32 protein-coding genes are annotated in these 24,800 nt (G+C 61.5%); 15 read left to right on the forward strand and 17 right to left on the reverse strand.

Annotation, left to right across the window (positions count from 1 at the left end):
* Positions 1 to 993 (forward strand): 3-hydroxybutyryl-CoA dehydrogenase, encoded by a 993-nt coding sequence (locus tag IVA79_RS22430; RefSeq protein WP_247556732.1) that lies wholly within the window; start codon positions 1 to 3, stop codon positions 991 to 993.
* On the opposite strand, the gene IVA79_RS22435 is transcribed toward IVA79_RS22430, so the two are convergent.
* The 6 genes from IVA79_RS22435 to IVA79_RS22460 form a co-directional block, all read right to left on the reverse strand.
* A complete protein-coding gene (locus IVA79_RS22435; protein ID WP_247556735.1) occupies positions 990 to 2,036 on the reverse strand; it encodes a peptidase M29 in 1,047 nt (348 codons plus the stop codon). The genes IVA79_RS22430 and IVA79_RS22435 overlap by 4 nt on opposite strands.
* 31 nt (positions 2,037 to 2,067) lie before the next feature.
* Positions 2,068 to 2,832 (reverse strand): ABC transporter permease subunit, encoded by a 765-nt coding sequence (locus IVA79_RS22440; RefSeq protein ID WP_247556736.1) that lies wholly within the window; start codon positions 2,830 to 2,832, stop codon positions 2,068 to 2,070.
* The gene (locus tag IVA79_RS22445) at positions 2,832 to 3,617 is read right to left on the reverse strand and encodes an ABC transporter permease (protein ID WP_247556738.1); all 786 of its coding nucleotides are present in this window, start codon (positions 3,615 to 3,617) and stop codon (positions 2,832 to 2,834) included. The genes IVA79_RS22440 and IVA79_RS22445 overlap by 1 nt, the downstream gene beginning before the upstream one ends.
* Positions 3,614 to 4,459, reverse strand: coding sequence for an ABC transporter ATP-binding protein (locus IVA79_RS22450; RefSeq protein WP_247556739.1), 846 nt, complete (start codon positions 4,457 to 4,459; stop codon positions 3,614 to 3,616). The genes IVA79_RS22445 and IVA79_RS22450 overlap by 4 nt, the downstream gene beginning before the upstream one ends.
* An 82-nt stretch (positions 4,460 to 4,541) precedes the next feature.
* Positions 4,542 to 6,236: a dihydroxy-acid dehydratase gene (gene ilvD / locus IVA79_RS22455; RefSeq protein WP_247556742.1), complete on the reverse strand. Its 1,695-nt coding sequence runs from the start codon at positions 6,234 to 6,236 to the stop codon at positions 4,542 to 4,544.
* Between the two features lie 78 nt (positions 6,237 to 6,314).
* Positions 6,315 to 7,298 (reverse strand): ABC transporter substrate-binding protein, encoded by a 984-nt coding sequence (locus tag IVA79_RS22460; RefSeq protein WP_247556744.1) that lies wholly within the window; start codon positions 7,296 to 7,298, stop codon positions 6,315 to 6,317.
* A 166-nt stretch (positions 7,299 to 7,464) separates the two neighbouring features.
* Here IVA79_RS22460 and IVA79_RS22465 point away from each other — a divergent pair, with 166 nt between their 5' ends.
* Entirely contained in the window at positions 7,465 to 8,373 is a 909-nt protein-coding gene (locus IVA79_RS22465) for an NAD(P)-dependent oxidoreductase (RefSeq protein WP_247557186.1), read from the forward strand.
* A gap of 31 nt (positions 8,374 to 8,404) precedes the next feature.
* Here IVA79_RS22465 and IVA79_RS22470 read toward each other — a convergent pair whose 3' ends face one another.
* The 6 genes from IVA79_RS22470 to IVA79_RS22495 form a co-directional block, all read right to left on the reverse strand.
* Positions 8,405 to 8,962 (reverse strand): flavin reductase family protein, encoded by a 558-nt coding sequence (locus IVA79_RS22470; RefSeq protein ID WP_247556746.1) that lies wholly within the window; start codon positions 8,960 to 8,962, stop codon positions 8,405 to 8,407.
* Positions 8,963 to 8,971: 9 nt separating this feature from the next.
* On the reverse strand, positions 8,972 to 10,201 hold the full coding sequence (locus tag IVA79_RS22475; RefSeq protein ID WP_247556748.1) for an acyl-CoA dehydrogenase family protein: 1,230 nt from the start codon (positions 10,199 to 10,201) through the stop codon (positions 8,972 to 8,974).
* Positions 10,202 to 10,305: 104 nt separating this feature from the next.
* Positions 10,306 to 11,571: a CoA transferase gene (locus IVA79_RS22480; RefSeq protein WP_247556750.1), complete on the reverse strand. Its 1,266-nt coding sequence runs from the start codon at positions 11,569 to 11,571 to the stop codon at positions 10,306 to 10,308.
* Positions 11,572 to 11,816: 245 nt separating this feature from the next.
* Positions 11,817 to 12,245 (reverse strand): GNAT family N-acetyltransferase, encoded by a 429-nt coding sequence (locus IVA79_RS22485; protein WP_247556753.1) that lies wholly within the window; start codon positions 12,243 to 12,245, stop codon positions 11,817 to 11,819.
* 53 nt (positions 12,246 to 12,298) lie between these two features.
* A complete protein-coding gene (locus IVA79_RS22490) occupies positions 12,299 to 12,598 on the reverse strand; it encodes a hypothetical protein (protein ID WP_247556755.1) in 300 nt (99 codons plus the stop codon).
* Entirely contained in the window at positions 12,595 to 12,768 is a 174-nt protein-coding gene (locus IVA79_RS22495) for a hypothetical protein (RefSeq protein ID WP_247556758.1), read from the reverse strand. The genes IVA79_RS22490 and IVA79_RS22495 overlap by 4 nt, the downstream gene beginning before the upstream one ends.
* A 433-nt stretch (positions 12,769 to 13,201) precedes the next feature.
* Between IVA79_RS22495 and IVA79_RS22500 the strand changes: the two genes are divergently transcribed.
* The 4 genes from IVA79_RS22500 (at position 13,202) to IVA79_RS22515 (ending at position 16,928) form a co-directional block, all read left to right on the forward strand.
* Complete coding sequence (locus IVA79_RS22500; protein WP_247556761.1) at positions 13,202 to 13,402, forward strand: hypothetical protein; 201 nt, start codon at positions 13,202 to 13,204, stop codon at positions 13,400 to 13,402.
* Positions 13,403 to 13,465: 63 nt separating this feature from the next.
* Positions 13,466 to 13,810, forward strand: coding sequence for a response regulator (locus IVA79_RS22505; protein ID WP_247556764.1), 345 nt, complete (start codon positions 13,466 to 13,468; stop codon positions 13,808 to 13,810).
* A 222-nt stretch (positions 13,811 to 14,032) separates the two neighbouring features.
* Positions 14,033 to 15,565, forward strand: coding sequence for an FAD-dependent monooxygenase (locus IVA79_RS22510; RefSeq protein WP_247556766.1), 1,533 nt, complete (start codon positions 14,033 to 14,035; stop codon positions 15,563 to 15,565).
* A 742-nt stretch (positions 15,566 to 16,307) separates the two neighbouring features.
* Positions 16,308 to 16,928, forward strand: coding sequence for a hypothetical protein (locus IVA79_RS22515; RefSeq protein WP_247556768.1), 621 nt, complete (start codon positions 16,308 to 16,310; stop codon positions 16,926 to 16,928).
* 355 nt (positions 16,929 to 17,283) lie between these two features.
* On the opposite strand, the gene IVA79_RS37035 is transcribed toward IVA79_RS22515, so the two are convergent.
* Both IVA79_RS37035 and IVA79_RS22525 read right to left on the reverse strand, forming a co-directional pair.
* Positions 17,284 to 17,616 carry a hypothetical protein gene (locus IVA79_RS37035; RefSeq protein ID WP_346658202.1) on the reverse strand — a complete coding sequence of 111 codons (333 nt, stop codon included), beginning with the start codon at positions 17,614 to 17,616 and terminating at the stop codon, positions 17,284 to 17,286.
* A gap of 321 nt (positions 17,617 to 17,937) precedes the next feature.
* Positions 17,938 to 18,126, reverse strand: coding sequence for a DUF3606 domain-containing protein (locus tag IVA79_RS22525; protein WP_247556770.1), 189 nt, complete (start codon positions 18,124 to 18,126; stop codon positions 17,938 to 17,940).
* A 132-nt stretch (positions 18,127 to 18,258) separates the two neighbouring features.
* On the opposite strand from IVA79_RS22525, the gene ligD reads away from it, so the two are divergent.
* The 5 genes from ligD (at position 18,259) to IVA79_RS22550 (ending at position 21,476) form a co-directional block, all read left to right on the forward strand.
* Positions 18,259 to 19,182: a non-homologous end-joining DNA ligase gene (gene ligD / locus IVA79_RS22530; RefSeq protein ID WP_247556773.1), complete on the forward strand. Its 924-nt coding sequence runs from the start codon at positions 18,259 to 18,261 to the stop codon at positions 19,180 to 19,182.
* On the forward strand, positions 19,179 to 19,352 hold the full coding sequence (locus IVA79_RS22535; RefSeq protein ID WP_247556775.1) for a hypothetical protein: 174 nt from the start codon (positions 19,179 to 19,181) through the stop codon (positions 19,350 to 19,352). The genes ligD and IVA79_RS22535 overlap by 4 nt, the downstream gene beginning before the upstream one ends.
* Positions 19,353 to 19,610: 258 nt before the next feature.
* Positions 19,611 to 20,024 (forward strand): hypothetical protein, encoded by a 414-nt coding sequence (locus IVA79_RS22540; protein WP_247556777.1) that lies wholly within the window; start codon positions 19,611 to 19,613, stop codon positions 20,022 to 20,024.
* Between the two features lie 13 nt (positions 20,025 to 20,037).
* Positions 20,038 to 20,700 carry an SOS response-associated peptidase gene (locus IVA79_RS22545; RefSeq protein ID WP_247556779.1) on the forward strand — a complete coding sequence of 221 codons (663 nt, stop codon included), beginning with the start codon at positions 20,038 to 20,040 and terminating at the stop codon, positions 20,698 to 20,700.
* A 164-nt stretch (positions 20,701 to 20,864) separates the two neighbouring features.
* On the forward strand, positions 20,865 to 21,476 hold the full coding sequence (locus IVA79_RS22550) for a hypothetical protein (protein WP_247556781.1): 612 nt from the start codon (positions 20,865 to 20,867) through the stop codon (positions 21,474 to 21,476).
* 22 nt (positions 21,477 to 21,498) lie between these two features.
* On the opposite strand, the gene IVA79_RS22555 is transcribed toward IVA79_RS22550, so the two are convergent.
* Positions 21,499 to 21,663, reverse strand: coding sequence for a hypothetical protein (locus IVA79_RS22555; RefSeq protein ID WP_247556782.1), 165 nt, complete (start codon positions 21,661 to 21,663; stop codon positions 21,499 to 21,501).
* Positions 21,664 to 21,979: 316 nt separating this feature from the next.
* Here IVA79_RS22555 and IVA79_RS22560 point away from each other — a divergent pair, with 316 nt between their 5' ends.
* Together IVA79_RS22560 and IVA79_RS22565 are read left to right on the forward strand one after the other, a co-directional pair.
* Positions 21,980 to 22,180: a hypothetical protein gene (locus IVA79_RS22560; protein WP_247556784.1), complete on the forward strand. Its 201-nt coding sequence runs from the start codon at positions 21,980 to 21,982 to the stop codon at positions 22,178 to 22,180.
* Positions 22,177 to 22,407 carry a hypothetical protein gene (locus tag IVA79_RS22565; RefSeq protein ID WP_247556787.1) on the forward strand — a complete coding sequence of 77 codons (231 nt, stop codon included), beginning with the start codon at positions 22,177 to 22,179 and terminating at the stop codon, positions 22,405 to 22,407. The genes IVA79_RS22560 and IVA79_RS22565 overlap by 4 nt, the downstream gene beginning before the upstream one ends.
* 27 nt (positions 22,408 to 22,434) lie before the next feature.
* Here IVA79_RS22565 and IVA79_RS22570 read toward each other — a convergent pair whose 3' ends face one another.
* Both IVA79_RS22570 and IVA79_RS22575 read right to left on the reverse strand, forming a co-directional pair.
* A complete protein-coding gene (locus tag IVA79_RS22570; RefSeq protein WP_247556790.1) occupies positions 22,435 to 22,683 on the reverse strand; it encodes a hypothetical protein in 249 nt (82 codons plus the stop codon).
* A gap of 445 nt (positions 22,684 to 23,128) precedes the next feature.
* Complete coding sequence (locus IVA79_RS22575) at positions 23,129 to 23,353, reverse strand: hypothetical protein (RefSeq protein WP_247556792.1); 225 nt, start codon at positions 23,351 to 23,353, stop codon at positions 23,129 to 23,131.
* Between the two features lie 289 nt (positions 23,354 to 23,642).
* On the opposite strand from IVA79_RS22575, the gene IVA79_RS22580 reads away from it, so the two are divergent.
* Both IVA79_RS22580 and IVA79_RS22585 read left to right on the forward strand, forming a co-directional pair.
* Positions 23,643 to 23,852 carry a hypothetical protein gene (locus IVA79_RS22580; protein WP_247556795.1) on the forward strand — a complete coding sequence of 70 codons (210 nt, stop codon included), beginning with the start codon at positions 23,643 to 23,645 and terminating at the stop codon, positions 23,850 to 23,852.
* A gap of 575 nt (positions 23,853 to 24,427) precedes the next feature.
* Positions 24,428 to 24,604 carry a hypothetical protein gene (locus tag IVA79_RS22585; protein ID WP_247556798.1) on the forward strand — a complete coding sequence of 59 codons (177 nt, stop codon included), beginning with the start codon at positions 24,428 to 24,430 and terminating at the stop codon, positions 24,602 to 24,604.
* Positions 24,605 to 24,800: the final 196 nt, after the last annotated feature.

Here is a 24,800-nt window from a genome sequence, read left to right on the forward strand (position 1 = left end):
ATGACCAATCGCGCCAATATCGCCTGTCTCGGAGCGGGCCGCATGGGGCGCGGCATAGCCGTTGCGTTCGCCTATGCCGGGCACAAGGTCACGATGATCGACGTCAAGGCGCGCTCCGCGGAGGAGTTCGCCAAGCTGGAGGCGGACGCGCTGGGCGAAGTCGGCAAGACCTTTGCCAGCCTGTCGAAGCTGGGACTGCTGACCGAAGCGGATGTTGATCCGCTGATCGCGCGGGTCGCGTTGGTGCCGGCGAGCCAAAGCGGCGCGGCGTTGGCTGAGGCTGGCATGATCTTCGAGGGCGTCCCCGAAGTCGTCGAGCTCAAGCGCGAGGTGCTGGGGACGGCTTCAAAGCAAGTCGGCCCTGACACGATCATCGCATCGACGACGTCGACCATCCTCGTCGACGACCTATCCGGCGCGATCGTGAACCCGCGCCGCTTCCTCAACGTGCATTGGCTCAACCCGGCCTATCTGATCCCGCTGGTCGAAGTTTCACCCGGCAAAGCCACGGATCCCGCCATTATCGACGAAGTCAAAGCTCTGCTCGAAGGCATCGGCAAGATGCCGGTCGTCTGCGCGGCGACGCCGGGCTTCATCGTTCCCCGCATCCAGGCGCTGGCGATGAACGAGGCGGCACGTATGGTCGAAGAAGGCGTCGCCAGCGCGGAAGAAATCGACAAAGCAATCCGCTACGGCTTTGGCTTCCGCTACGCCGTGCTCGGCCTGCTCGAATTCATCGACTGGGGTGGCGGCGACATCCTCTATTACGCAAGCCGCTATCTCGAAAGCGCGCTCGGCAGCGACCGCTATCGGGCGCCGGACGTCATTTCCCGCAACATGCATGAAGGCCGGATCGGCCTGCGCACGGGCGCAGGCTTTCTCGATTATTCGGGAATGGACGTCGATGCCTATCGTGCCAAGCGCCTGCAGGCCATGGTCGACCTGCTCCGGCACTTCGATCTGGCGCGCCCGCCGGTGCTCGATCGCAACTAGCCGAAGACGTCCTGAAGCACGCCCTCCCGTACCACGGCAACGCCATCGAGCTCGATCGTCGTTCCCATCATCGGCAGATCGAAATGCCCCGCCGTGTAGCGGCCAGCGAATTCGTTCGCGCCGGTCGAGAACAGGAAATTGCCGGAGACTGCCCGGATCTCGGTGCCGTTGGTGTCGCGCTGGTCGTACATCGAAAGCGCTTCATAGCGCGCACTGGGGTTCATGCCGAAGCCGACATGCGACACCGCATAGGCCTCGCAATCGCCCCAGGCGGCGAGATAGGCGCGCATCATGGCGGCATCCGTGCCCTCGCCTTCCAGCTCGACGACATAGTCGTCCTTCAACGTCATCTTCACAGGTGAGGTCAGGTAGCGCTTGAACGTGAGATTGATGTCCCCGGGCGCCATCACCAGTGTGCCGTTGATGGTCCCGCTCTTGGGGAAGCTGACGACGATGCCACCGGGCCAATGCGCCAGCGTGCCGGGCTTGTCGGTCCAGCCCCACACGCCCACAGTGGACGCACCGACCATGTCGACATCGAGCGCCGTGCCCGCCTTCGACGTCACCCGCATCCGCTTGGTCCCGCGCAGCATTTTCGCCGCTGCACGAACGCGCTTCTCGAGCGCGGGATCGGGTACCATCCGCTCCAGCGCCTCCGGATGCTCGTTGGAGATCACCAGGATCCGCGCGCCGGCCTTCAAGATCTCGGGCGTTTCCACCGCGTGCATCAAGCCCTCGATGGTGCAATCCACCACGAAGCCGGCCTGCTGAAGTGCGGTGATCACCGGCCCGAGCTTCTGGATCGCCTCGCTCGCCCCTGTCGAGCGCACCGGCACGATATTCCGGTTGCGCGGTGTCGGCATCACCACGTGAAACGGCCGCGCGCCCATGCGCAGCAGAGCAAGCTCGGCCAAATGCACATTCAGCGCGCGCGACTGGGTCTCCGAGAGAATCGCGGCGGTGTCGCCAGCCTTGACGGCGCATCGCTCAAATATCTCGCAGAATGCGTCGATCCACTTTGCCTCGATGCGATCTGCCAGCATGGTTCACTCCCGGTCCTGTTTCTTGTTCAGATCACGCTTCTGGAAAGCCCCGCAAGAGATATGAGCGCAAGGCTCCCAGCAGAGCGTTCAGGATCAGCCCCAGCAGCGAGATCGTGATCAGCGGCACAAACATGTCGACGGCCTGAAACGTTCGTGCCGCGGTGACGAGCGCGTGCCCCAATCCGTCCGTCGACGTGATCATCTCGGCCAGAAACACCACGATGCAGGAAATGACCAGGCCAATCCGGCATCCGGTCAGGATCGACGGCATCGCCGCCGGCAGCACCACCTTGAACAGGATCTCACGGCGCGGCGTTCCCGCCGCCATGGCCGACCAGATCAGCTTCTGCTCGACGGTCGAGGCACCGTAATAGGTGGAGAGCAGAATGGGGAAGAGCGCGTCAGCGGCCACCAACGTGATCTTCGACCCGTGGCCGAAGCCGAGCAGCAACAGCAATGCTGGATAGAGCGCGACCTTGGGCAATGGCGCCAATACCCGCACAATCGGCCGAACCACAGCGTTGATTGCGGGACTGGCAGCGGCAGCAATGCCGATGCTGACGCCGAGCACGACCGCAATCGCGAAACCGGCAAACAGCCGAACGAGGGTTGCCGCGATCTCTTGTTGGAACGTCCACGTCAGGAGCTGCTGGAGCAGACGGCCGAAGACGAAGCCTGGCGGCGGCAGCAAGACCGCAGGCGCAAAGCCGAATGACACTAGCCCCTGCCAAAGGGCGATGATTAGCGCGATCGGGGCAATCCCGAGAACGATATTTGGGGAGAGAAAGCGCGCCATCACGAGAAACTCAGCGGCATGTCGAATTGAGGCTCGGACCAACGTACAAGCCTCGCGCGGACCCGCTCGAAGATCGCATCAAGACAAATTCCCATCGCCCCCACGATGATGATCATCGCAAAGACGGTGTCATACTGGCCCATGTCGAGCGCGTTGAACAGGATGTTGCCGGCGCCGGACTGACGGGCAATCATCTCGCTGGTGATCATCGTGATCAGCGCCAGCACCAGTCCCGTGCGGCATCCAGTGAGGATTTCCGGCAGCGCTGCAGGCAACACAATCCGCAGCAGGCGTTGTGCAGGCGAAAGCCCCATCGCAGCACCCGACCACAGCATCTTTTCTTCGACGGCCTTGGCGCCTTCAAAACTGTGATAGATCACGGGTAGGCTGACGCCGAGGAAGATAACCAATGTCTTGGTGATGTCGCCGACGCCGAGCCAAAGCATGATGATCGGCATCAAGGCGGCTTTCGGCACCGGATAGATCACCATCAGGAGCGGATTGAAAAAGGCTGCGACGCCTCGGCTGCGTCCCATCAACAGGCCCAGCGGAATCGAAACCAGCACCGCTACACCAAACCCGATCGCCATGCGGCGAAGCGAAGCCAGGATGTTGATCAGGGATTCCTTGTCGCCGAGAATATCCGGAATCGCCCGGATCGCCTCGATGGCAGTCGGGAAGCTGTCGTTCTTCAGCGCAAGCGAGGCGACCTGCCACACTGCCAACAATCCGATGCAGGCCAGCACCGGCGCTGCGCGTCTGGTCAAGGTGGCCGGAGGCATCATAACGCGGGTCCGGCTTCGTCGCCGTCATCGAACATTCGCTCGATATCAACGACGTACTTCTGATAGCGCGGGTCGAGCAACAGCTCTGTGCGGCGGCGCGGACGCGGCAGATCGATGTCGATGACCTCGCGGATACGCCCGGGAGATTTCGACATCATCACGACCTTGTCGGAGAGAAAGACGGCCTCGTCGACCGAATGAGTGACGAACAGCACCGTCTTGCGGTCGCGCTCCCAGATGTTCAATAGATCGTTCTGCAGGCGCGTCCGCGTGTGCGCGTCAAGCGCACCGAACGGCTCGTCCATCAACAGGACTTCAGGATGGTAGGCGAGCGTCCGCGCCAGCGCCACGCGTTGCTTCATGCCTCCCGACAATTCCTTGGGGTAGAAATTCTCAAAGCCCTTGAGGCCGACCATCTCGATCAGGGTCCGGCTCTGCGCTTCTGCCTCGGCGGCGCGCACACCTTGCTGACGTGGGCCGTACATCACGTTGCCGAGCACGGTCTTCCAGGGAAACAGCGCAAACTCCTGGAACACCGGTCCACGATCCGGACCAGGTCCCGTGATGGCTTGCCCTTTCATTCTCGCCGTGCCGTTGGTCGGGCTGACAAAACCGCCGACGATATAGAGCAGTGTCGACTTGCCGCAACCAGACGGACCAAGGATGGAGACGAAGGCTCCCTCCTCGATCGTCAGCGAGATGTCGGAAAGTGCGACATGATCCCTACGCGCCGAGGTCTGAAAGACCTGCGAGACGCGGTCGATCTCGATGATCGCAGAAGCCGGCTCGTGTGATGTCACCGGTCTCACCCATTCGTTCGATCTCGCAGGCACCACCGTCATTCCGTCGCTCGCCTCACCGTAAGGCACGAGCTTAGCAAGAAACCTGCCAGACAGGCGGCCGTTTCCGCACCCGTGCGGTGCGTCATTCGAACCACGGCCATTCTGCCGGACCTTCATGCGTGACGGCTCCGCCCGGCGCCTGCCCAACCAGTCGCGCATATTTTGCAAGCGCACCTGCACGATGGCGCAGCGGACGCTGCTTCCAATCGCGTCGCCGCGCGGTGAGTTCCTGCTCTTCGAGCAGGACATCCATCCGTCGGTTTGCGGCATCGATCCTGATTCTATCCCCGTCGCGAACGAGCGCCAGCGGACCACCGACAAATGCCTCCGGAGCCACGTAGCCGATGCACATGCCGCGGGTCGCGCCGGAGAACCGGCCGTCGGTGATCAGCGCCACCTTTTCGCCCATGCCCTGCCCGTAGATCAGCGCGGTAACGCCGAGCATCTCGCGCATGCCGGGGCCGCCGACCGGCCCCTCGTTCCGGATCACGAGAACTTCGCCCGCCTTGTAGCTGCGATCCCGAACCGCTTTGACGCAGGCTTCCTCATCTTCGAACACGCGCGCCACGCCTTCAAAGAACTGGCTCTTCAAGCCCGCGACCTTGATCACCGCGCCGTCGGGACAGAGATTTCCTTTCAGCACCGCCACGCCGCCATCAGGCATGATTGGCGCACGAGACGCATAAACCACCTCGCCGTCCGGCGCGTTGGCCGCGCCATATTCGTCAGAGAGCGTGCGGCCTGTGATGGTGATGCAGCTCCCATCGATGTGGCCGCTCTGAATCAGCTCGCGGATCACCACGGCGGCGCCGCCGATATCATAGACATCCTTGGCCGTGTACTTTCCTCCGGGCCGCAGGTTTCCGATCAGCGGCGTCCTGGCAAAGACCTCGCCGACATCGTCGATGGTGAATGCGATGCCGGCCTCGTTCGCGATCGCAGGCAGATGCAGCGCGGCGTTGGTCGAGCCGCCTGTCGCCGCAACGATCGCCGCGCCATTGTCCAGGGATTTCCGCGTCACGATGTCGCGCGGCAACGGCCCACCGCGCTCCAGCATCTCCATGATCAGGCGCCCGGCGCGTCGCGAGATTTGCGCACGCTCGGCATAGACGCCGGGCACCATCGAAACGTTGGGAATGGTCAGCCCCATTGCTTCCGAGACCATTCCCATGGTGTTGGCGGTGAACTGGCCGGCGCACGCGCCGATCGTCGGCAGGCAGGCACGCTCGATCCGCTCGAGCGTGGCGCCGTCGATCTCTCCGGTCATGAAGCTGCCGACAGCCTCATAGGAATCGAGCACCGTCAGCGTCCGCCCATCCACGCGGCCCGGCAGCGAGCTGCCGCCATAGATGAATATGGAGGGCACGTTGCAGCGAACCATGCCCATCATCACGCCGGGGAGAGTCTTGTCGCATCCGCCGTATCCGATCAACGCATCGTAAGCCAGACCATGGACGACGGCCTCGATCGAGTCGGCGATCAGTTCCCGAGAGAACAGCGAGAACTTCATGCCTTCGTGATTCATGCTGATGCCGTCGGACACCGACACGGTCGAGAATTCGCGCGGCGTGCCGCCGGCCTCCTCGATTCCCGTCTTGGCCGCAGCCACCTGGAAGTCGTGGGTCATGTTGCAGGGCGTCTGCTCGCCCTTCATGCTGACGACGCCCACCATCGGCTTCGCGATCGCGGCGTCGTCGAGCCCCATCGCACGCATAAAGGCCCGGTGCGGGGCCCGATCGAGGCCGTCTGTCGTGACTCGTGAGCGCAACTTCTTCATGCGTGCATCTTTTTCGTGCCTCGTCCCGGATGATCCGGGACGCCGCAACATCCTCGGCCGGACCGCCCGCTCGATCGTCTATTCCAGGGGAGCGACGATCGCCGGATGCTTGAACTGCGCGACATCCAGTTTCGGCAGCATTCCAGTCTCGGCGTAGATGTCCAGCATCTTCTGGATCGCGGGGAAGTTCGGCGCCGCGCCTGGATCGCGGCCGAAATCGTTGTCCTTGAGCAGATAGGTCTCGAGCACCGGGATAGGCGCCTTCAGCACTTCATTGACGACCTTCAGCGTCTCCTCGCGGTTCGCCAGCGCCTTCTTCATGCCCGAGGTAATGTCGCGAACATAGGTCTTGACCAGCTCGGGGTTCTTGTCGACGAAATCGGCACGGCAGGCTTCGAGGATATGCACGATGTTCGGCATGGCCTCCGACAGCGCGAAGAGCTTCCTAGTGCCTCCCTTCGCCTCCGCGCGTGCGGCAAACGGCTGGTTCATGTTGACCGCATCGACGCGGCCCTGGCGCAGCGCGTCCTCGGAGACTGCAAAGCCGACTTCGACCAGCTTGATGTCCTTGGTTGGATCGACACCATTCTGCTTCAGCAGCAGGTTGAACGGGCCTTGCGTGCCACCGCCGATCACGGAAATGCCGACCGTCTTGCCCTTGAGGTCAGCGATTGTCTTGATGGGTGAGTCATCCTTGACGGCCCAATAGACGGAGAAACCGCCGGGCTTCTCGAACACGTGCTGCGCGACGATATAGGCTTTGAGGTTGCCGCCCACCACGCCGTTGGAGAGCGACAGCGGCGCCTGCGTCGCGCAGTCCAGCGCGCCGGCTGCCAAAGCCTGAGTCATCGGCGCGGTACCCTGAAACTGGGTCCATTCGATATTGTAGGTCTTGCCGAGATTGGGAAATTCAGCCGCACGGCGCATCATCCAGTATTTGGATTCCTCCGCCGGTATCGTCCAGCCGACGCGGATCGTCTGCTGCGCCCATGACGAGGTTGCCCCCACGCTCACGGCCGCCGCCGCCCCCAAAGCCAGGATCCACTTCGAAACGGTTCGCATCGTGCCCACTCCGCTGCTCCGGCGCCGACCGGCGCCACCCAACCCGACCGCCTCAAATGTTTCATGGTTCAAACAATCAGGCAAGCCATGCGAGGCCAGCGGTTTCGTCGCCCGACGCGCAATGTATGGTAAAGCGGCGTCGCGCTGCGACAGAAGGAGGCAACCTATGGCTGATGCAAGCAAGGCAAACCCGCAACGCGTCGAGAGGCTTGGTTATCTCGGCCTGGGGCTGATGGGAACGCCGATGACCCGACGCCTGCTCAAGGCCGGTTATCAGGTCACGGTCTGGAACCGTTCGGAGGGCAAGGTGGCTCCGCTCGTCGAAGCCGGAGCCAAGCGCGCAGTCACGCCTCGCGATCTCCTGGTGAACTCCGATATCGTCTTCATGTGCGTGACGGATGCGACGGCGGTCGAAGAGGTGATCTTCGGGCGCGAGGGGCTGGCAGCGGCGCCCGGCGCAGGCAAGCTTGTCGTCGACTTCTCGTCGATACATCCCGACGCCGCGCGCGACCTTGCAAAGCGACTGAAGGACGCCAATGGCGCCGGCTGGATCGATGCACCGGTTTCCGGCGGTACGAAGGGGGCCGAGGAAGGCACGCTTGCGATCATGGCGGGTGGAGAAGCGGCTGACATCGAGAGGGTGCGGCCATACGTGTTGTCCATGGCGCGCAGGTTCACCCACATGGGCCCCATTGGCGCCGGTCAGACCACGAAACTCTGCAACCAGGTGATCGTCGGTTGCGCGATGGCCGTCCTCGCGGAGGCCACGCGCCTGGCTGTCAACGCCGGAATTGACGCCAACCGCCTGCCCGAAGCGCTCGCCGGCGGCTTTGCCGATTCCATCCCGCTCCAGCTCTTCGTGCCGCGGATGGTCCAGGGCATTCACTCACCGCCGCTTGGTCACATTGCTACGATGCTCAAGGACCTCGATACGGTCGCTGATGTCGGACAGGCGACGTCGACGCCAGTGCCGATGGCCTCGCTTGCGGGGCAACTCTTCAGGTTGGCCAAGGCGGCGCGCGGCGCGGAGGCGGACGCGCTGGAAATCTACAAGCTGTCAGCAGCAGACCGCTAAGCTGTCGCGCGCGACCTGAAGCACGCCAGGATCACTTCTTGCGCTTGTCGTCCGCGAGAAATCGGCCGAACGCCCCTTGCGCGAAGAGCAGTGGCTCCTGCGTGCTGTAGGTATAGGCCTCGACCGCGCCGAGAAAGATCACGTGGTCGCCACCATAATAACGGTTCACGGAGCGGCATTGAAAGTTGGCGACGCTCTCGGCAAGCACCGGCGCTCCGCCGAGGCCCGGTGTCCAGTCCACACCGGCGAACTTGTCGTCCGATGACTTGGCGAATTTGCTCGCAAGTGCCTGCTGCGAAGCGCAAAGCACGTTGACCGTGAAATGGCTGGCGTTCTGGAAGATGGTCAAACTCGAGGAATAGACGACTAGGCTCCACAGGACCAGCGGAGGATTCAGAGACACCGAGGCGAACGAATTGCATGTCAGCCCGTAGGGCTTGCCGTCGGGCGCCGCGGCCGTGATGATCGTCACGCCCGTTGCGTAGGTTCCGAGCGCGTTGCGAAAGTCGCGGGGGTCGATCTGCGAGCTATCGCTCGCGAATTCGTTGGCGGGATCGGGAACGCGGGGCGGCTGCGGCAGATCATTCATCAGCCGGCCTCACAGCGTGAGATTTTCGGACGGCAGGCCCAGCGCCACGCGTCCATAATTGGTCCCGGCCGCATCGAAGTTGAATGCGAGATGCGAGTTGATGGCGTGCGCATCGCGGAACTGTCGCTGCAATCCACCGGTCGTAAACAGGCCGCGCGCGCCGCTCGCGGCAAACAGCATCGAGACCGCGTCCGTACACATATTCACTGAAAAAGATCCGTCGCGCCGATATCGGGTCTTGGTCGCCATATCAGGGATGTGCCCGCGCCGCGCGTCCTCCATGGCTTCGAGGCACGCCGACCGCATGATCAGGCGCGCGGCGTCGATCTTCGCCGAGGCCTCCGCGATCTTGATCTGGGTGCTCTGAAAATCGCTCAATTTGGCACGGTTGTAGGTTGAAATACGATGACGTGCGACCTCCGTGTAATCGTCGAGACACGCCTGCGCATTCCCCAGCGCAACCCCAGAGAGGACGTATGGAAACAGCGAGAATACAGGGAGCGCATACAGCGGATTTGGATTGACCTTGCTTCCCGGCGTCGGGCCGCCTGAGAGATCGCCGACGGCGACCGTCATATGGTCTGCCACGAAGGCATCCCTGACCTCCACGTCGCAAGACCCCGTTCCGCGCAGTCCCGCGACATTCCAGGTGTCCAGCACATTGTAATCGCCTTTCGGCAGCAGAAAGATACGATACCCGATGCCATCAGCCTCGTCGTCGGAGTAGACCACGCTTGCAAGCATGTTCCAGTCGCAGGAGGCAACGCCGGAGGAGAACGGCCAGCTTCCGCGCAGCTGGTATCCGTCCTCGACTCTCGTGGCGCGTCCGGCGGGGAAAATGAACGAGGATGCGATCAGCGCGTCCGGATCACGGTCCCAGACCAGATCCTGCGCCTTCTGCTCGAACATGCCGAGCATCCAGTGATGGCTCGCCAGATTGGCGAGATTCCAGGCTACCGACGCATCCGCTTGTCCGAGCAACTCGGCGCAGTCGACGAGCGCGACATAGTCAAGCTCGGCGCCGCCGATCCGTGCCGGTTGCAGCATTCGGAACAGGCCGGCATCGTGGAGATCGCGTTCGGTTTCCGGCGGGAGATGCCGCAGTTCTTCCGTTCGCGCCGCCCGCTCGCGTAGTCGCGGTACGAGGGCTCGCGCCTTCTCCGTCATTTCCGCATAGGCGCGTTCGCCGGCTGCCGTCCCGGTGGGCTGACCTATGCTCGGCTTTCGACCAGGCGCCATTCTGTCCCTCACTTCGCGTATTTATGCGGCCGCCCCTTCGCCAAATCAAGCCAATGCGGTCAGCATCGATTCGCACGGCGGCGGAATGGGGACTGCCCGCAGGCCTAGCCCGTCGACGGCTTGCTCGCGCCAAAGACTCCCTTCCGGGCGAATTCCGTGATCCGACGCTCGTCATAGCCGAGAATATGACGCAAGACGTCCTCGGTGTGCTCACCCAACAGCGGGGCCGCAACGGGATCGACCGTGCCGGTGAGACTCATGGTAATCGGCGGCTCGATGTTGGGCACCCATTCCGCTGTATGGTGCGGAATCCGGTTCAAGCGATGGCGCTCGCGAGCTTCGGGGGCGTTGAATCCCTCCTCCACCGTCCGGAGATAGCCGACCGGAATATTGGCCTGCTTCATCTTAGCCATCCAGTTCTCGAGCGTGTCGCTGGCAAAGACTTCCGCAATCGCTGCGCGCAGGAGCTCCTTGTTCTCGGAACGGGCCTTGCGCGTGGCAAATTGCGGACCGGTGATGAGATCTGGCCGGTTGAACACCTCGACCACGAGCCGGCGATAGAGCCGGTCGTTGGCGCAGGCCATATAGAGCGGCCCATCGGAGGCCTCGTAGACACCGACGGTCGGAGAGCCGCTGGGTGAATTGCCGAACCGGCCGGGGTTCTCGCCGCTCATGAGATAGGCCATGCCATAGAAGCCGGTCATCCCCATCGCGACATCGAACAAGGCGACTTCGACATGTTGCCCGCGGCCAAGCCGGTCCCGCGCCAGCAGCGCCATCAGGATGGCGTTGCAGGCAGACATCCCCGTTGCCATGTCCACGATGGGCGGACCGGTGCGAACCGCCGGGCCATCGGCAAATCCGTTGAGCGACATGAAGCCGCTCTCGGCCTGCGTGATGGGATCGAAGCCGGGGCGCGAGGCGAACGGCCCGGAGCGCCCGTAGGCGGAAATCGAGCAGTAGACCAGCCGTGGATTGAGCGGCGCGACCGTCTCATAGTCGAGCCCGAATTTCTTCATGACCCCGCTTGAAAAATTCTCCACGACCACATCCGCCTTGCGGATCAAATCCAGCGCGATCTCGCGGGCCTGCGGCACCGAAAGGTCGAGCGCAATGCCGCGCTTGTTGCGGTTCAGGCTGAGATAGGCCGCGCTTTCACCGCCAATTTCGGCGTGCTCATAGGCGCGCGTGTCGTCGCCGCCGTCGGGATTCTCGATCTTGATGACGTGCGCACCAAAATCGGCCAGGGTCTGCGTGCAGGCCGGACCGGCAACGACCCGCGTGAAATCCACGACGAGCAGACCATCGAGCGCAGTCGGCCCTCTCGTCCCTCGCGGCGAACGCTCCGGCAATTGGGGCTTGTTGGGCATCGACGGTGCTCCCTTACATCGGCTTGTGGTCGCCGAATTCCGTGCAAGAGCAGACTTAAAGCCCGGCGCCGCCAACTTCGCAAGTGTCCCGCTCGCGTCACCCCGAAACGCAGAAACGGCCCGGCAGCGGTCAAGCTGCCGGGCCGTTAGACATTTCCGAGCGTACGGAAGCCACGCGCGTCTCGCGCAGCCATTCTAGTTTGAGCAAGTCGCGTTCCGCATGACGGGAAACCCGCTCCAATTGCTCAGCGCAGCCATTTTCGCCAATAAAGCGTATGCGACCAGCCCCAGGGCGTTTCGGGCTCGTGGAGCCGATAACCCGCACGGATGAAATTGTTGGCAGATACCGGATTGTCCGTCGTATCTGAGACGATGCTGTCCCATCCGAGGCGTCGCCCTCGCACTTCGATCGCCCGCATCAGCCTGAGTTGCAGTCCCCGCCCCCAGTGCCGCTGCAAGACCCCGACCCGGCAGAAATATCCGCTGTTCCGCGCATGCGTCGACGGCACGACACCGGCGAAGGCAACCGCGTCATCATCGTGATAGGCGATCCACCACGCGCCCGACCCGAACTGCGGCATGGAGGCCCCATCGAGGAATGTCAGTCGATGCAAATCACCGAGAGTCTCGGCAGTCTCGTCATCGTCCGCATCGACGATCCGAATTCTGTACATGGGATAGCCTGTTGGCCAGGTAATGCTGAGTGCGCGACAGCGACCGTCGAAGCTCACTTGCCCAGCACGACTTTGACGCCGAGCCAGACCGCCCCCATCAGGCCGGTCGCAATCACCGTGATCACTGCCTTGAAGGTGTAGCTCTGCGCCTGTTCCACGCTCTTTCGCCAGCGCCGCAGGTGCTGGAAATCAGCTCTGAGCTCTTTCCGGTCGTCGTCTTCGATCCCGAACGAGGCCAGGACTGATGTCACCGCTTTCAAGACGATGGCGTCGACGCTCTCCTGTTGAACTCTTTGTTGCTCGGCCAATGTCTGCGCGACAATCGCCCGGATCTCATCGTCTTGAATTTTCACCGCCTGATGATCCTCGCAACGTTCTCGAAACCGCGCTTGGCGAAGTAGAAGGAGACGACCAGATTGGCCGTGATCGCCGCAAATCCCGCCAGCGCGTCCGTCGAGCCAAACCCAAGGACCTTGTCCCAGACCAAGAGCTTTGCGAAGTAGAGCGCCACGCAATAGCCCATCAGCTTGTCCGGCTCGTACCCGCGAGCGATATCAGATAAGCGGTCATCATCCCTCCATACGAAGAAAATGCGCGGCAGATCGCGCCAGGCGAAGCGCGATCGTTTCGGGCGCGAACCCTATCTCCGTCTCTTCCGGAGACCGCAGCGGCGCGGGCCATCGGCCCCTGCGCCGCGGGCCGGCACGTTCGCGCGTGCACGGCCAGCAATGGTTCGGACGGCGGCGCGCCGATCGGCGCTCCAGGTTTGACGAGTGCGTGGCCGCAATGCGCCGCCGCCGTCCGATTCTGAAATCGAGACGAAAAAACCCGCAGCGGATGTGCTCCGCGCGGGTGAACCAAACTCGTCTCGATGATGTCATTCTGCCGGTGTTTTGCCCGACGTGTCAAACGAACTTGCAGGCTCGGCGAAAGTTAGCCGATCGGAGGACCCGCCAATGACATCCAAGACGACGTACCAGCAGACATCGCGTAGCCTGCCTGGAGACAAGCCGTTGCGCGACAAAAAGCGCGACATGCAGGACGAGATCATCGAAGATTCCGGCGAGGCCGGAGACAACGGTCGCGATCTCGAGCACGGCGAAGGCGGCACCATCAGCCTTCCCGAAAAACCCGGCGATCTGGCGCAGGACGACTAGGCTCGCCGGAACCTACCCGCCGGGCGGCGCGTTGATCCCTTCGTTGGAAGGAACGTTCGCGCGATGAGCCACACTGTCTTGGTCGTTGATGACGATCCCGCCGTCCTCGATGTGATCATCGGCATGCTGGAAGATCTCGGCTGCCAGGTGATCAGCGCTCAAAGCGGACCGGAGGCACTCGACCGGCTCGAGCAGAACAAGGAGATCTCCATCCTCATCACTGACATCAACATGCCCGGCATGGATGGTCATGAATTGGCCGAGCTGGCAAAGCGAGTCCGCCCCGAATTGAAAATGCTGCAATTGTCGGGTCGCGAGCCCCGGCGCGGTGGCCTGCCCATGATCCGGAAGCCGTTCTCGTTCGAGGAACTCGCCGACATCATGCAGCGAACCACCGGCATTTGCTGAATCGGCAAAACAAAACCCGCAGCGGGCATCTCCCGCGCGGGCTGAACCAAACTCTCTCGATGATGCCAATATGCCGGTGTTTTGCCCGACGTGTCAACGCGGCGAACGCGGAAAGAGAAAGCGCCTCCTCCGAGCTCAATATGTGGTGCGCAACGGGCTTGCTTCAAGTCCCCGCCTCTGCCGTAGAACCCCCGACCCAACAGCAAGCCGAGGGGTCACGACATGTCTGTACTGCTTCCCACGTCCCGTTCGCGCCGCCGCCCGCAGCGAACCCGCGCGGAAAACCCGGCGCGGAGCGAGCACGCCGTCGTGATCTCAGGCGGCGGCCCGACCGGCCTGATGTTGGCCGCCGAGCTCGCGCTCGCAGATGTCGACGTCGCCGTGGTCGAGCGGCGTTCCGATCAGGCGATTGTCGAAACGCGCGCCGGCGGCTTGCACGCCCGCACCATCGAGATCCTCGATCAGCGCGGCGTTGCGGATCGCTTCCTGCGCGACGGACAGATCGTCCAGCTCGCGGGCTTTGCCTGGACCAGGCTCGACATCAGCGACCTCCCCACAAGGCACGCTTACGGGCTCGCGCTGCGGCAGACCCGCATCGAGCGCATCCTGGCCGATTGGGCCGAAGAGCTCGCGATCCCCTTCTATCGGAATCGCGAGGTCACGGGCTTTGCGGAAGGCAAGACCGGCGTCGACGTCTCGCTGTCGAACGGCGAGACGCTGCGCGCGAATTACCTAGTCGGCTGCGACGGCGGCCGCAGCCTGGTGCGCAAGACCGCCGGCATCGATTTCGCCGGCACCTCACCGACGCTCAGCAACCTGATGGCCGAGGTCGAGATGCGCGAGGAACCGCAATTCGGCCTGCGTCACGACACGCTCGGCTTTCACGGCCTCAGCAAGACCGAGAGCGGGCGCGTGCTGGTCGTCGTGACCGAAGCAACCCTCGATCGCACCGGTGCGCCGACCCAGCGCGATCTCACTGATGCCCTCGTCGCGGTCTACGGCACCGACTTCGGTCTGCAACACCCGGCCTGGATTTCCCGCTTGACCGATGCGGCCCGGCAGGCCACCTCCTATCGCAAAGGCCGCGTGCTGCTCGCCGGCGATGCCGCGCATATCCATCACTCCGTCGGCGGGCAAGGCCTCAACCTGGGTGTGCAGGACGCCGTCAATCTCGGCTGGAAGCTGGCGCAGGTGATCAACGGCATCTCGCCCGACAGCCTGCTCGACAGCTACCACACCGAGCGCCATCCGGTTGCCGCGCGCGTCCTCAGAAACACCATGGCGCAGATCGCCCTGCTCCGCCGCGGCGACGACGGCCGCAAGGCCGCGCGCGACACCATCGCCGAACTGCTCAGCATGGACGAGCCGCGCAAACGTTATGGCGCGATGATGAGCGGGCTCGACATCGCTTACGATCTGGGCAAAGGCCACAAGCTGCTCGGCCGGCGCATGCCCGATCTCGAGCTGACGGTCGAAGGACAGAAGCGAACAGTGTTCTCGCTGCTGCACGGCGCGCGCGGCGTGTTGCTCAATTTTGACAAGCGCCGCGGCATCGACATCGCACCCTGGGCGGATCGCATCGGCGTCGTTGACGCCGCCTATGACGGTCCATGGGAGCTTCCCGCGATCGGACAGGTTGCCGCGCCCAGCGCTGTGCTGGTGCGGCCCGACGGGCATGTGGCCTGGGTGGGAGACGGGAGCCAACACGGACTCGAGGAGGCGCTGACGCGGTGGTTCGGGTTGGATGCCGCATAAGGCCCAAGCCCATCAATCGCTGCAGTTTCTAAAAATTTGGCGGCCTGTCGCACTTCACCGCCTCCAGCAAAACGGGCTAGTTGTGCAAAACCTGCACAAACCCGGAACGCGGACTACCATTACGGGAATCAGGGTATACTGGAACTTGATTCGAGAGGGGCCCTGTGGCGGGGCGCCCTCTCGAACCCGCATAACGCAGCTAGGGGCTGCTAGCGGGCATTGGCGATACCAACGCCCGGACAATGAGTCCGGATTCGTCATCAGTCAATAGCGGCCCCACATTTTGTAAAGGGGCCAGAATGGCCAATTTCATTCTAAGTTATGATCTCAACGGACCTCGGCCGTCTCACAAAGAGATGGACGATCATCTACAGAAGATCGGCGCGGCGCGAGGACGTATCCTTGAGACCGTTTGGTATGTTGCGTATGCGGGCGATCTGAATTCACTTCGAGATCACGTAAAGTCGATCCTTGGGAAGGAGGATTTGCTTCTGGTAGTCGAAGGCAAAGAGGCGACATGGACGAAGCTCCTTGTTGATACTGAATCGCTCAAGTCCACTTGGAGAGCAAACCGCTAATCCAAATAGTTGGAAGCCCGGCTTACTTGCCGGGCTTCTTCGCTTTAACGAACCTCCATAGTTAGTTTTCCTTCAGCGGCTTGGCTGGCGTCCCGCATCACGTAGCGCAGCCTCAAACTTTCTCGAACCTCTCAATCTGCGTTCTTTCGTCAGGTTTTCGCGCCATGGCAAAACTACCGATCCAAGAAGAAATAGAGGCGGCAAGGGCGCTTCTCGAACCGTACAAACTTGCGCTTGGTAAGGTGGCCCATTCCTGGAACCACATGCAGGAGCAACTTGGCGTCCTTTTCTGCATGGTTGCAGGTCTCGACAACAGGATGGGAATGGCTATTTGGCACGCGCTCAAGAGCGATCGTAGTCAACGCGAGTTGCTACAAGCGGCGATTGAAGCGGCGTCTGACGATGAAGAATGGACGAATGATTTCCCAAAAGCCAAGGAAGATATAAGCTGGATACTCAAGAAGGTGAACAAGCTTACAGATGGTCGCAACAGCGCGATTCACGCCCCGGTGTTCAGTGTTGTTGTAGGAGAGCCTGAACTCAGGCCCAATACAATCCTCGGCAACCCAAATGCAGCGAAACTGCGAGGCAAAGACATAATTGCCGAGTTTGAGTGGTATGAAGAGTACTTCGATAGCATCAAGGGGTTCGCCGCTGGAGTCGCGCTTGCCTTGATGGGTCGTCGCCGACCAAATTCTGTTTGGACGCAATGGCCCGACAGACCTCGATTGCCAACCGTGAAGCAAAAAAGTGCCCGCGAAGGGCTCGAGGTCGATCCCAAATAGCATCAACACCCACCTAATGATATCGGAGGTGTGTCAATTCGCGGGCGCGCAGCCGCCGGAAAATCAGCCGGCGGCGGCGCGGAGGTAGCGTCACTGTGGAGCCCAGTAAATGCCCCCGCTCAAAGGGAGGAATTCTCTCTTCGCGACTTATTAGTACCTCAGCAGTCAGGGACGCGACTCAATATTCGAATGTTGCGGCGCTCATCGGCCTCCGGTGGGACCGCTTTTGTTGGCGAGACTGCCACCGGAGCTGGGCTCTCCGGCTTGTACGCAAGCGCGTCTGCAATCCATTGCGGCCATTTGGCTTCCGGCCTTGGCTCAGCAGACGCTTGAGGCAACTTTCGAAGTATGTCGCTCATGCCTGCTCCTGCGACTGCAGCCAGACGTCTTCGTGAGAAACGTCGAAGTCGTTGGTCGCGCCGACGCTTCCGAGCACGCTGAGCGGCACCCGCCTCACGGATTCCTCGATAGTGGCGTCAATCACCGGATCATTCACGGGGTCTCCGGGATGGACGATGACCCGCTCGATCCGATGAAGGAACTCAAGCGGCGTGCCGTCTTCGCTGGCAAAGCGTTGCAAGGATTTGCCCCAGCCGCGGTCGAGAATGGAATTGGCCGCGCAGACGCGCGCATGCGCGGGGGCTTTCTTGTCCCGCATGATCTGCACGAGCGTGTTCACGGCCTGCATGGTCTGCGTCCGCGCCAGCGATTTGATTTCCGTCATGGTCCGCCCCTTCAAAGTCCTGCGAGCAGCCTCCCTCGCAAATGCAACTTCGGAGCGCTTGTTCTTCGACATTACGATTTCATTCATCTGCAATCTCTCTCTATAGATTCATTCACAATGTATCGAGACGCAAAAAACCCGCGGCGGAATCTCCGTCGCGGGCGCAAAACACACTCGTCTCGATGATGTTATTCTGCCAGTGTTTTGCCCGACGTGTCAAACCTCTCTAAGGCCGTATGCCCGTATCGAGCTTCCCTACGGGCGCATGTACCTAACTTCCCTGTCTCAGCCCCGCTTTAGCTTCCGCTCGATCTTCTTCCGGCTGCTGCCAACCTTCTTGACGGCCTTCTTGACCGCCGATGCGGACCGGCGAGTCTTCTTCGCCTCATAGCTGACTTCATAGTCCTGCCCGCCCGCCACGCGCGCGCGGTCTTGCTTGCGACCGCGAGCGGTCTGCTTCTTTGCCTTAGCCATTCTGCACCTCCATGCGCCGCGAAAACGCGCGGCGATTCAGTTGGTTCCTTTTTCACTCCGGCTAGACGCACGGCCGGAACGAATCGGCGCATAAAGATTCGAATCAAAGAGTTTGTTGCGTGGAGTTGTTTGGTGGCGTCCCAGCGTCAGCGGAAGGCCCCGGCGATCGGCGTCAAGGCGCCGTTGCCCGGCTTTATCGAACCGGCCTTGGCATCCTCCGTCGAGAGAGTGCCGTCCGGGGAGCGGTGGATTCACGAGATCAAGTTCGACGGCTATCGCGTTCAGGTTCACTTGGCCAATGAGGCCGTCACCATCTACACCCGGCGCGGCCACGACTGGACCAAGCGCTTCAAGAAGGTCGCCGAGGACGCATGGCACATCAAGGCGGGCTCGGCGATCATCGATGGCGAGGTTGTTGTCCCGGCCGCCGACGGCACGACTGATTTTTCGGTGCTGCAGAACGAGCTGAGGGGCAAGTCGTCCAAGATCGTGCTGGTGGCGTTCGACCTGCTCTATCTCAACGGTCGGGACATTCGCAGCCTGCCGCTGCTTCAGCGCAAGACCGAGCTGAAGAAAATCATTTCCGGCACCGACGTCCAGTTCAGCGAGAGCTTCGAGATCGATGGCCGCGAGATGTTCGCCCATGCCTGCAAGGTCGGGCTTGAGGGTGTCGTCTCCAAGGTTCGCGACAGCGCCTACACCAGCGGCCAGATTAGCAAATGGGTCAAGACGACCTGCGTGCAGCGGGAGACCCTGACCATCGCCGGCTTCGCTCTCGACGAGGGCAAATGGGACGGCGTGTATCTCGGTCGCCGCAAGGGTGATGATCTAATCTATGCCGGCAAGGTCGATCATGGATTTGACAAGACATCAGCCGCCGACCTGCGGAAGCGGCTGGAGCCGCTGCGGCGCACGACGCAGCCTTATGCCAAGCGTATTGCGCACAAGGGCATTTGGGTCGAGCCAAAGCTGCTTGCGGAAATCGAATACCGGGCCAAGTCGGCGGAGGGAAAGGTGCGGCATCCATTCTTCAAGGGATTGAGGGAGGACTTATGATGGACGCGTTTGATCGCTGGCGGATATGGGCCGAGAAATCGCTTGATGACCCGCTGACCATTCCAGCCTGGCTCCACACGGCCGTCCTGAGCCTCCCGCCCAAGGAGCGGCAGGATCGCGCCAAGGTGAATGCAGCGGCAAAAGAGGCGGAGCGTCGAGATGAGGCCTAAATTCCATAACGAAGGTTGGCAGCCTGCGAGCGAGGAAGATCATTTCCTCATTTGCCCAACCTGCGGCGAGCGGTTCGATTGCCGCGACCTTGGCGAGCTGTTCGAGCATCAACACGGTGAGCCCGTCGAAGAAGAGCCGACGCGGCAGTAGCGGCGACAGATTTTCCACAGCCACGACGGGCAGTGGCTCTCTGCCCTGCCCATCCACTAGGAATCGACAATTTGCCAACGCAGTTGGCTCATGACTTTGATCACCGGATGTCCACGAAGTCGCGCCAATACCTCTTTGGCACTCAGATCAAGATGTCGGCCGAGCGTGCCAAGGAGGCGCGCAAGGAAGCCGACAAGCTGGCCTGCGAGGCCTGGAACTATCGCATGCTCGGCTACAAAGGCCCCGCCCAGCCATCTCCAACGATCGGGGATGCCATCAACGCCGGCTTCTTGTACCTTGAGGTTCGATGCCTTGGATGCGACACCAATCAAACCGTCGCACTCGACATCATCCGGCGAGCCAGGACAACGCCCGTGCATCAATTAGAACGTTACATGCGCTGCAAGGATTGTTCGCAGATGCGTGGTTATGCATATAAGCGCAGCCAACTGGTGGCGCTGAGGCCGACGAAGATTTCCGCCGATCATCCCGCTTCATATTGGTGGCCCGGCGAGCGCTAGGATATTCCTCTCCATGTGCAATCTCTATTCGATCACGACCAATCAGGCTGCCATCGCCGAACTCTTCCGCGTCGTCCGCCGCTACGAAGGCAACTTGCCGCCGATGCCCGGCGTGTTTCCGGATTACCCCGCCCCTGTCGTTCGCGACGCAGGCGGCGGCGAGCGCGAACTGGTGATGATGCGCTGGGGCATGCCGCCGCCACCGAGCAAGCCTGGTCCGCCGGTGACAAACATTCGCAACACCTCCTCGCCACACTGGCGCGCCTGGCTCAAGCCGGAGCACCGTTGCCTAGTCCCCGCTAACAGCTTCGCCGAATATGCGCCGGAGCCGAACCTGGAGACGAAGAAGAAGGATGTGGTATGGTTCGCGCTTGCAAAAGAGCGACCGCTCTTCGCGTTCGCCGGGATCTGGACCACGTTCAATGGTGATCGCGGGACGAAGTCCAAGCCCGTGCCCGGGCCGCATCAAGTGTATGGATTTCTGACAACCGAGGCGAACGCGGTCGTCAAACCGATCCATCCAAAGGCGATGCCGGTGATCCTTACAACGGCTGAAGAATGGGACGTGTGGATACGAGCGCCTTGGGATGAAGCTAGGGTAATACAACGACCCCTGCCCGATGAGCGCTTGAATATTGTAGCTCGCGGGCAAGACAAGGAGGATGTTGCTCGGTAAGATTGTACAATTCTAGCCTGCGATTCGGTAATTGAATTGCGTAGGCGCGCTTCGACGATAGCCACTGCTTGAGGCACGAATGCGCGGAATCCTAATCGGCACGAGATGTGAGACTGCAATGAACAATGCCAGGCTGCATGGAGACGCGCTCCTGCGGAGGGGTCATGTCTGACAGCCCTCGTCAATTCATCACTATCACCACGAAGCTTGATTCCGAACCTGCGCATGCAGAACAACTAGGTCACATTAGCGTCGCATGGGCCAACGTCGAATGGAACATGTATATGCTGTTCGAGGTCATGTCGGGCTCTCCGCCGGCTGTCGCACGCAGCATATTCTATGCGATCGATAGCAACCGGGGCAGACGCGAGATGCTTCAAGCAATCGCACGTGTATTATTTGCAGAGCATCGCAGCGAACTGAACATCCTCGAAGACATTCTCCGTCGGATCGGCAAAAGCGCAGGGCAACGCAATAAGTATGTCCACGACACCTGGGGCGTCGCCCAAACGGCCAAACGCGAGGTTTTTCAAATGCGGATGTCCACGGCCGGCGAAACGGGAACGATGCAGGAAGTGACGCTTCCAGATATGAAGGCCGTGGTCGAAAACTCACAAAAACTCGCCGACGAACTCAATGCCTTTCGCGAGCGAACGATGCCCAAGCTTCCATCTTTGCTCGAAAAATATCGCAACCTTCCGGGATTAGGCTTAGTGTACGCTCCGAAAGGTCATCCGCCGGGACGGAAGCCAAAAGGGTTTCATGGGCAGCGCTAGGCCTCTTGGTACACCGCATCCGTCACCCGGCATCCGCATCCTCCTCCTTCGGAGGCACATCCATCGTCTTGCGTCCGAGAAACGTATCAGGCAGCGGCTGCTTCAACAGCTCACGGCATTCGCGCACGTGCTGTCGCATGTATTCTGTCTGGTCATCATCGACAGGTGTCGGCCGATGCACCCGCATCACAGTGCTCCCTTCGCTTCGCAGGCGGGAGCACAATGGGTCTCTCAGCCACCGACGCCTACGGGCAGAGCCTCGGCCGGTGATGTCGGTAAACTACCACAGGTCGCTTCGGCTCGTAACTTGGATTTAATTGAGTAAGTCGCTCAACAGTCTCAAATCACGTCGAAATTTAATCTGCGAGACGTATCAAAAGATACAGACTCCCCGCCGCGGCAGGCGTAGCTTTCATCCATCACCGCAAGGCTCCTGGCAACGGTCGGTGACGAGAACGCCAGATTGCGCTCCCGCCCAAAAATGCGAACGAGGGAGATGCGCCATGCTGAAGCGGCGTCGTTTCAAACAGACCACGACACTCAACGAAAGATTGGCCGACGAGGCCATCCGCTGTCGCGAGGAAGCGCGTCGGCTGGCGCCGGGACGCCAACGCGAGATGCTGCTGCGCCGGGCGCGGCAGGACGAGACCGCCATGCAGATCGATGCCTGGCTGCGCTCCCCCGGGCTGAGGGCGCCGACATGAGCCAGCAATATCGCGCTTACCTGGTCGGCGAGAACGGCGTCTTCCGCTCGGCCGAAGCGTTCGAGGCCCCGTCCGACGAGTCCGCCCTCATCTTCGCGCAGCAATTCACGCGGCACGGCAAAGTCGAGGTGTGGCAGCTCGGCCGCAAGATCGCCGTGCTGGACTCAGAGCAGTCTCGGCCGCCGCTGCCTCCCACGCGATCCCGGCCGACACTGACGCGTCAATGATCGCGTGAGGGCCCGGACTGCGCCAGCCTATTCCTCCGCAAGCTTGCACTCGATATAGGCGTCCACCGTCTCGGCGAACGAGCGCTGCACGCCGACCGCCAGATCATGCTGGTCGAGTGCGTCGCGCTGGAGCACGCGCAGGCCGCGCCCGCGGGCACTGTGAGGTGCCGTGTTCAGAAACTGGTCGATGGCGCCTTTGGCGAGCGGGATGGCCTTGGGATCGCCCCTGGCGATCAGGAGCCGGAGCAGGCTCTGGCATTCGGCCAAACCGGGCATGGCTGTGCGCCTCTCACCGCTGCTGCGATTTCGGCTTCGGCCGCTTCACAGGCTGGGTATGGGTGCCGAACAGCGCCAGCAGAAACGCGACCTCTTCCTTCGAACCGATCTGGATCATGATGATCTCCTTTTCGCTTCGTTGGTCGAGGCCCGGGCGCGCGGAGTTCAGGACAATCGGGTTTCAGCACTGTTTCAGGCGTGTTTCGTCGGGCTGCAGCCGCTCGCCGGTTGGGAAACGCGGCCGTGTTCACCGGCCCAAGGAAACCTGAAGGGTGCGCTCCGGTTTTGTCTTTCAGGGATGCCCAAGCAAAAGCACCGCGAGAAGCGTCGCAGAAAGCAACGCTAGCCAGATCAGCGAAACAACAATAGAGGCGAAGTGCCAATCTATGTCGCCGCGTCTGGCCCGCATTGTCTCTCTCTCCCGGGCGTAGTCGTGCGCTGCGAGTCAGCGGTCCTTGTCGGGTTTACCGTTGGGACTGCCGTCGCCGCCGCCGTTGCCTATGCCATTGTTGCCGTGGACACCGCGCGCGCCCGACTGCGCAATCGCGTCGGATGTCAAGGACGTCGAGAGCAAGAGAGTAATGGTCGGCGGCGTCACCGCCGCGAACTTTCCGCAGGTCTTCAAGAACTCCCGACGGTCGTCATCCTGGTCTGGCACAGCGGTCTCCAATGGCTAAAGACGATTAAATCGTATTAAATAAATTAAATCAATGAGATTTTGTTCCTACGGCACATCGAGAAGTGCAACTGGCTCTCGGCACGTCTGCGGACCCCAAAACGAGGGCATGCGCTCCGCCTTGTCTCCGAGACCGGACATGACCGATACGCCCTAGCCGTCAGCTAAGGGCCGTTGCTGAAGTCTCGATCTCCTCTCTTCGTCTAAGTACCGGGAAAAACTGGAAACTTTCCGGAATGCCTTGAGTTGGCAGCGACTGGGTTTCGGTCCGCGGAGAGTGAGCATGGTCGACGAAGCCGTCTTGAAGAACGCCACGGAGATCGCATGGACGGTGTACCGGGCGCGGCATCCTGACGTCGATGCCAAGGACAGCCGGCGCTGCCTCCTCGAACGCCAGCTGCACAGGAGATGGGAAGAGCGCACGAGCGATCCCGAAGAACTCGCCGGCTTCGGGATGGCGTACCTGCATCGGCTTCCCCGAGACGAATGTTGACGAGCATGAAAATGCTCGTCGCGTGCGTAGCCCGTGGAAGCACCAGGCCCCGTTGGACGCTGCTCGCGATTTCGTTTCTCCTCTCCGCGATCATCGTGATCGGCTTGCGCATCGCGTTGGAAGATTAGTGCGTAGGATGGGTTGAGCACTTGCGAAACCCATCTGCTTCGTCGGTGGGGCTTTTGATGGGTTTCGCTTCGCTCTACCCATCCTACGAGCTCCTGTACACAAGCTTGGCCGACCACTTTTCTAGGCTTGCGGATGAGGTTGAGAGTGCGATCGAGCAGCAGCGCGCGGAGCCCGGAACGGAAGCGGACGGCACGCGTGCACCCTGGAACCGCAACCTTCCTTTGCCCGTTTAGTCAGCGGGCAGAGAATGGAGGAGGAAACCATGCCAGTCGTACTGCTTTGGGCCGTGCCTACGGTTCTCGTGATCGGTGGCGTCGGCTACTATTTTCTTCGTGTCGTGCACTAGGCTTTTTGTTTGATCATCGAGCCTTTGCACTGCCGGAAGCCCAGCGCCTTCCTATTGCCCAGACGCTGGGCTTTCGGCTGTAGCCTGAAGGTCGTGGCCCATGAGCCAAGAAGATGCCAAATGGTTCCGCGACCAGGCGGAGGAATGCATTCAGAACGCAGCGAGCCTGAGCACTCAGGCTGCCAAGGAAGCCTGGCTCCGGCTCGCCGGCAACTTGATAAGGCTCGCAGAAGGTGTTGAGCTGAGAGGAACAAGGGCACGCAAGGATAGCGATTGATCCTAGGAGGCACTCGCATCCTTGAGCGGTAGGATGGGTTGAGCTTGCGAAACCCATCTGCTTCGTCGGTGGGGCTTTTGATGGGTTTCGCTTCGCTCTACCCATCCTACGAACTACGAACTACGAACGACGAGGTCGCCAACTGAAACGGCTCTTCATATCGAAATTTGCCGGGGGGACGCCCCTTGGGCGTGAA

Origin of the sequence: Bradyrhizobium sp. 138 (assembly GCF_023074075.1) — a bacterium.
In the GTDB taxonomy this organism is placed as follows: domain Bacteria; phylum Pseudomonadota; class Alphaproteobacteria; order Rhizobiales; family Xanthobacteraceae; genus Bradyrhizobium.

What these genes read in the sequence shown, in the direction of transcription:
- IVA79_RS22470 (WP_247556746.1), bottom strand. Translation starts at nt 8,962, where the DNA reads ATGAATGATCTGCCGCAGCCGCCCCGCGTTCCCGATCCCGCCAACGAA.
- IVA79_RS22505 (WP_247556764.1), top strand. Translation starts at nt 13,466, where the DNA reads ATGAGCCACACTGTCTTGGTCGTTGATGACGATCCCGCCGTCCTCGAT.
- IVA79_RS22535 (WP_247556775.1), top strand. Translation starts at nt 19,179, where the DNA reads ATGATGGACGCGTTTGATCGCTGGCGGATATGGGCCGAGAAATCGCTT.
- IVA79_RS22545 (WP_247556779.1), top strand. Translation starts at nt 20,038, where the DNA reads ATGTGCAATCTCTATTCGATCACGACCAATCAGGCTGCCATCGCCGAA.
- ilvD (WP_247556742.1), bottom strand. Translation starts at nt 6,236, where the DNA reads ATGAAGAAGTTGCGCTCACGAGTCACGACAGACGGCCTCGATCGGGCC.
- IVA79_RS22500 (WP_247556761.1), top strand. Translation starts at nt 13,202, where the DNA reads ATGACATCCAAGACGACGTACCAGCAGACATCGCGTAGCCTGCCTGGA.
- IVA79_RS22480 (WP_247556750.1), bottom strand. Translation starts at nt 11,571, where the DNA reads ATGCCCAACAAGCCCCAATTGCCGGAGCGTTCGCCGCGAGGGACGAGA.
- IVA79_RS22430 (WP_247556732.1), top strand. Translation starts at nt 1, where the DNA reads ATGACCAATCGCGCCAATATCGCCTGTCTCGGAGCGGGCCGCATGGGG.
- IVA79_RS22435 (WP_247556735.1), bottom strand. Translation starts at nt 2,036, where the DNA reads ATGCTGGCAGATCGCATCGAGGCAAAGTGGATCGACGCATTCTGCGAG.
- IVA79_RS37035 (WP_346658202.1), bottom strand. Translation starts at nt 17,616, where the DNA reads ATGCAGGCCGTGAACACGCTCGTGCAGATCATGCGGGACAAGAAAGCC.
- IVA79_RS22560 (WP_247556784.1), top strand. Translation starts at nt 21,980, where the DNA reads ATGCTGAAGCGGCGTCGTTTCAAACAGACCACGACACTCAACGAAAGA.
- IVA79_RS22525 (WP_247556770.1), bottom strand. Translation starts at nt 18,126, where the DNA reads ATGGCTAAGGCAAAGAAGCAGACCGCTCGCGGTCGCAAGCAAGACCGC.
- IVA79_RS22495 (WP_247556758.1), bottom strand. Translation starts at nt 12,768, where the DNA reads ATGGGCTATTGCGTGGCGCTCTACTTCGCAAAGCTCTTGGTCTGGGAC.
- IVA79_RS22580 (WP_247556795.1), top strand. Translation starts at nt 23,643, where the DNA reads ATGGTCGACGAAGCCGTCTTGAAGAACGCCACGGAGATCGCATGGACG.
- IVA79_RS22485 (WP_247556753.1), bottom strand. Translation starts at nt 12,245, where the DNA reads ATGTACAGAATTCGGATCGTCGATGCGGACGATGACGAGACTGCCGAG.
- IVA79_RS22440 (WP_247556736.1), bottom strand. Translation starts at nt 2,832, where the DNA reads ATGGCGCGCTTTCTCTCCCCAAATATCGTTCTCGGGATTGCCCCGATC.
- IVA79_RS22555 (WP_247556782.1), bottom strand. Translation starts at nt 21,663, where the DNA reads ATGCGGGTGCATCGGCCGACACCTGTCGATGATGACCAGACAGAATAC.
- IVA79_RS22465 (WP_247557186.1), top strand. Translation starts at nt 7,465, where the DNA reads ATGGCTGATGCAAGCAAGGCAAACCCGCAACGCGTCGAGAGGCTTGGT.
- IVA79_RS22540 (WP_247556777.1), top strand. Translation starts at nt 19,611, where the DNA reads ATGTCCACGAAGTCGCGCCAATACCTCTTTGGCACTCAGATCAAGATG.
- IVA79_RS22450 (WP_247556739.1), bottom strand. Translation starts at nt 4,459, where the DNA reads ATGACGGTGGTGCCTGCGAGATCGAACGAATGGGTGAGACCGGTGACA.
- IVA79_RS22515 (WP_247556768.1), top strand. Translation starts at nt 16,308, where the DNA reads ATGGCAAAACTACCGATCCAAGAAGAAATAGAGGCGGCAAGGGCGCTT.
- IVA79_RS22570 (WP_247556790.1), bottom strand. Translation starts at nt 22,683, where the DNA reads ATGCCCGGTTTGGCCGAATGCCAGAGCCTGCTCCGGCTCCTGATCGCC.
- IVA79_RS22550 (WP_247556781.1), top strand. Translation starts at nt 20,865, where the DNA reads ATGTCTGACAGCCCTCGTCAATTCATCACTATCACCACGAAGCTTGAT.
- IVA79_RS22510 (WP_247556766.1), top strand. Translation starts at nt 14,033, where the DNA reads ATGTCTGTACTGCTTCCCACGTCCCGTTCGCGCCGCCGCCCGCAGCGA.
- IVA79_RS22565 (WP_247556787.1), top strand. Translation starts at nt 22,177, where the DNA reads ATGAGCCAGCAATATCGCGCTTACCTGGTCGGCGAGAACGGCGTCTTC.
- IVA79_RS22585 (WP_247556798.1), top strand. Translation starts at nt 24,428, where the DNA reads ATGAGCCAAGAAGATGCCAAATGGTTCCGCGACCAGGCGGAGGAATGC.
- IVA79_RS22460 (WP_247556744.1), bottom strand. Translation starts at nt 7,298, where the DNA reads ATGCGAACCGTTTCGAAGTGGATCCTGGCTTTGGGGGCGGCGGCGGCC.
- IVA79_RS22475 (WP_247556748.1), bottom strand. Translation starts at nt 10,201, where the DNA reads ATGGCGCCTGGTCGAAAGCCGAGCATAGGTCAGCCCACCGGGACGGCA.
- IVA79_RS22445 (WP_247556738.1), bottom strand. Translation starts at nt 3,617, where the DNA reads ATGATGCCTCCGGCCACCTTGACCAGACGCGCAGCGCCGGTGCTGGCC.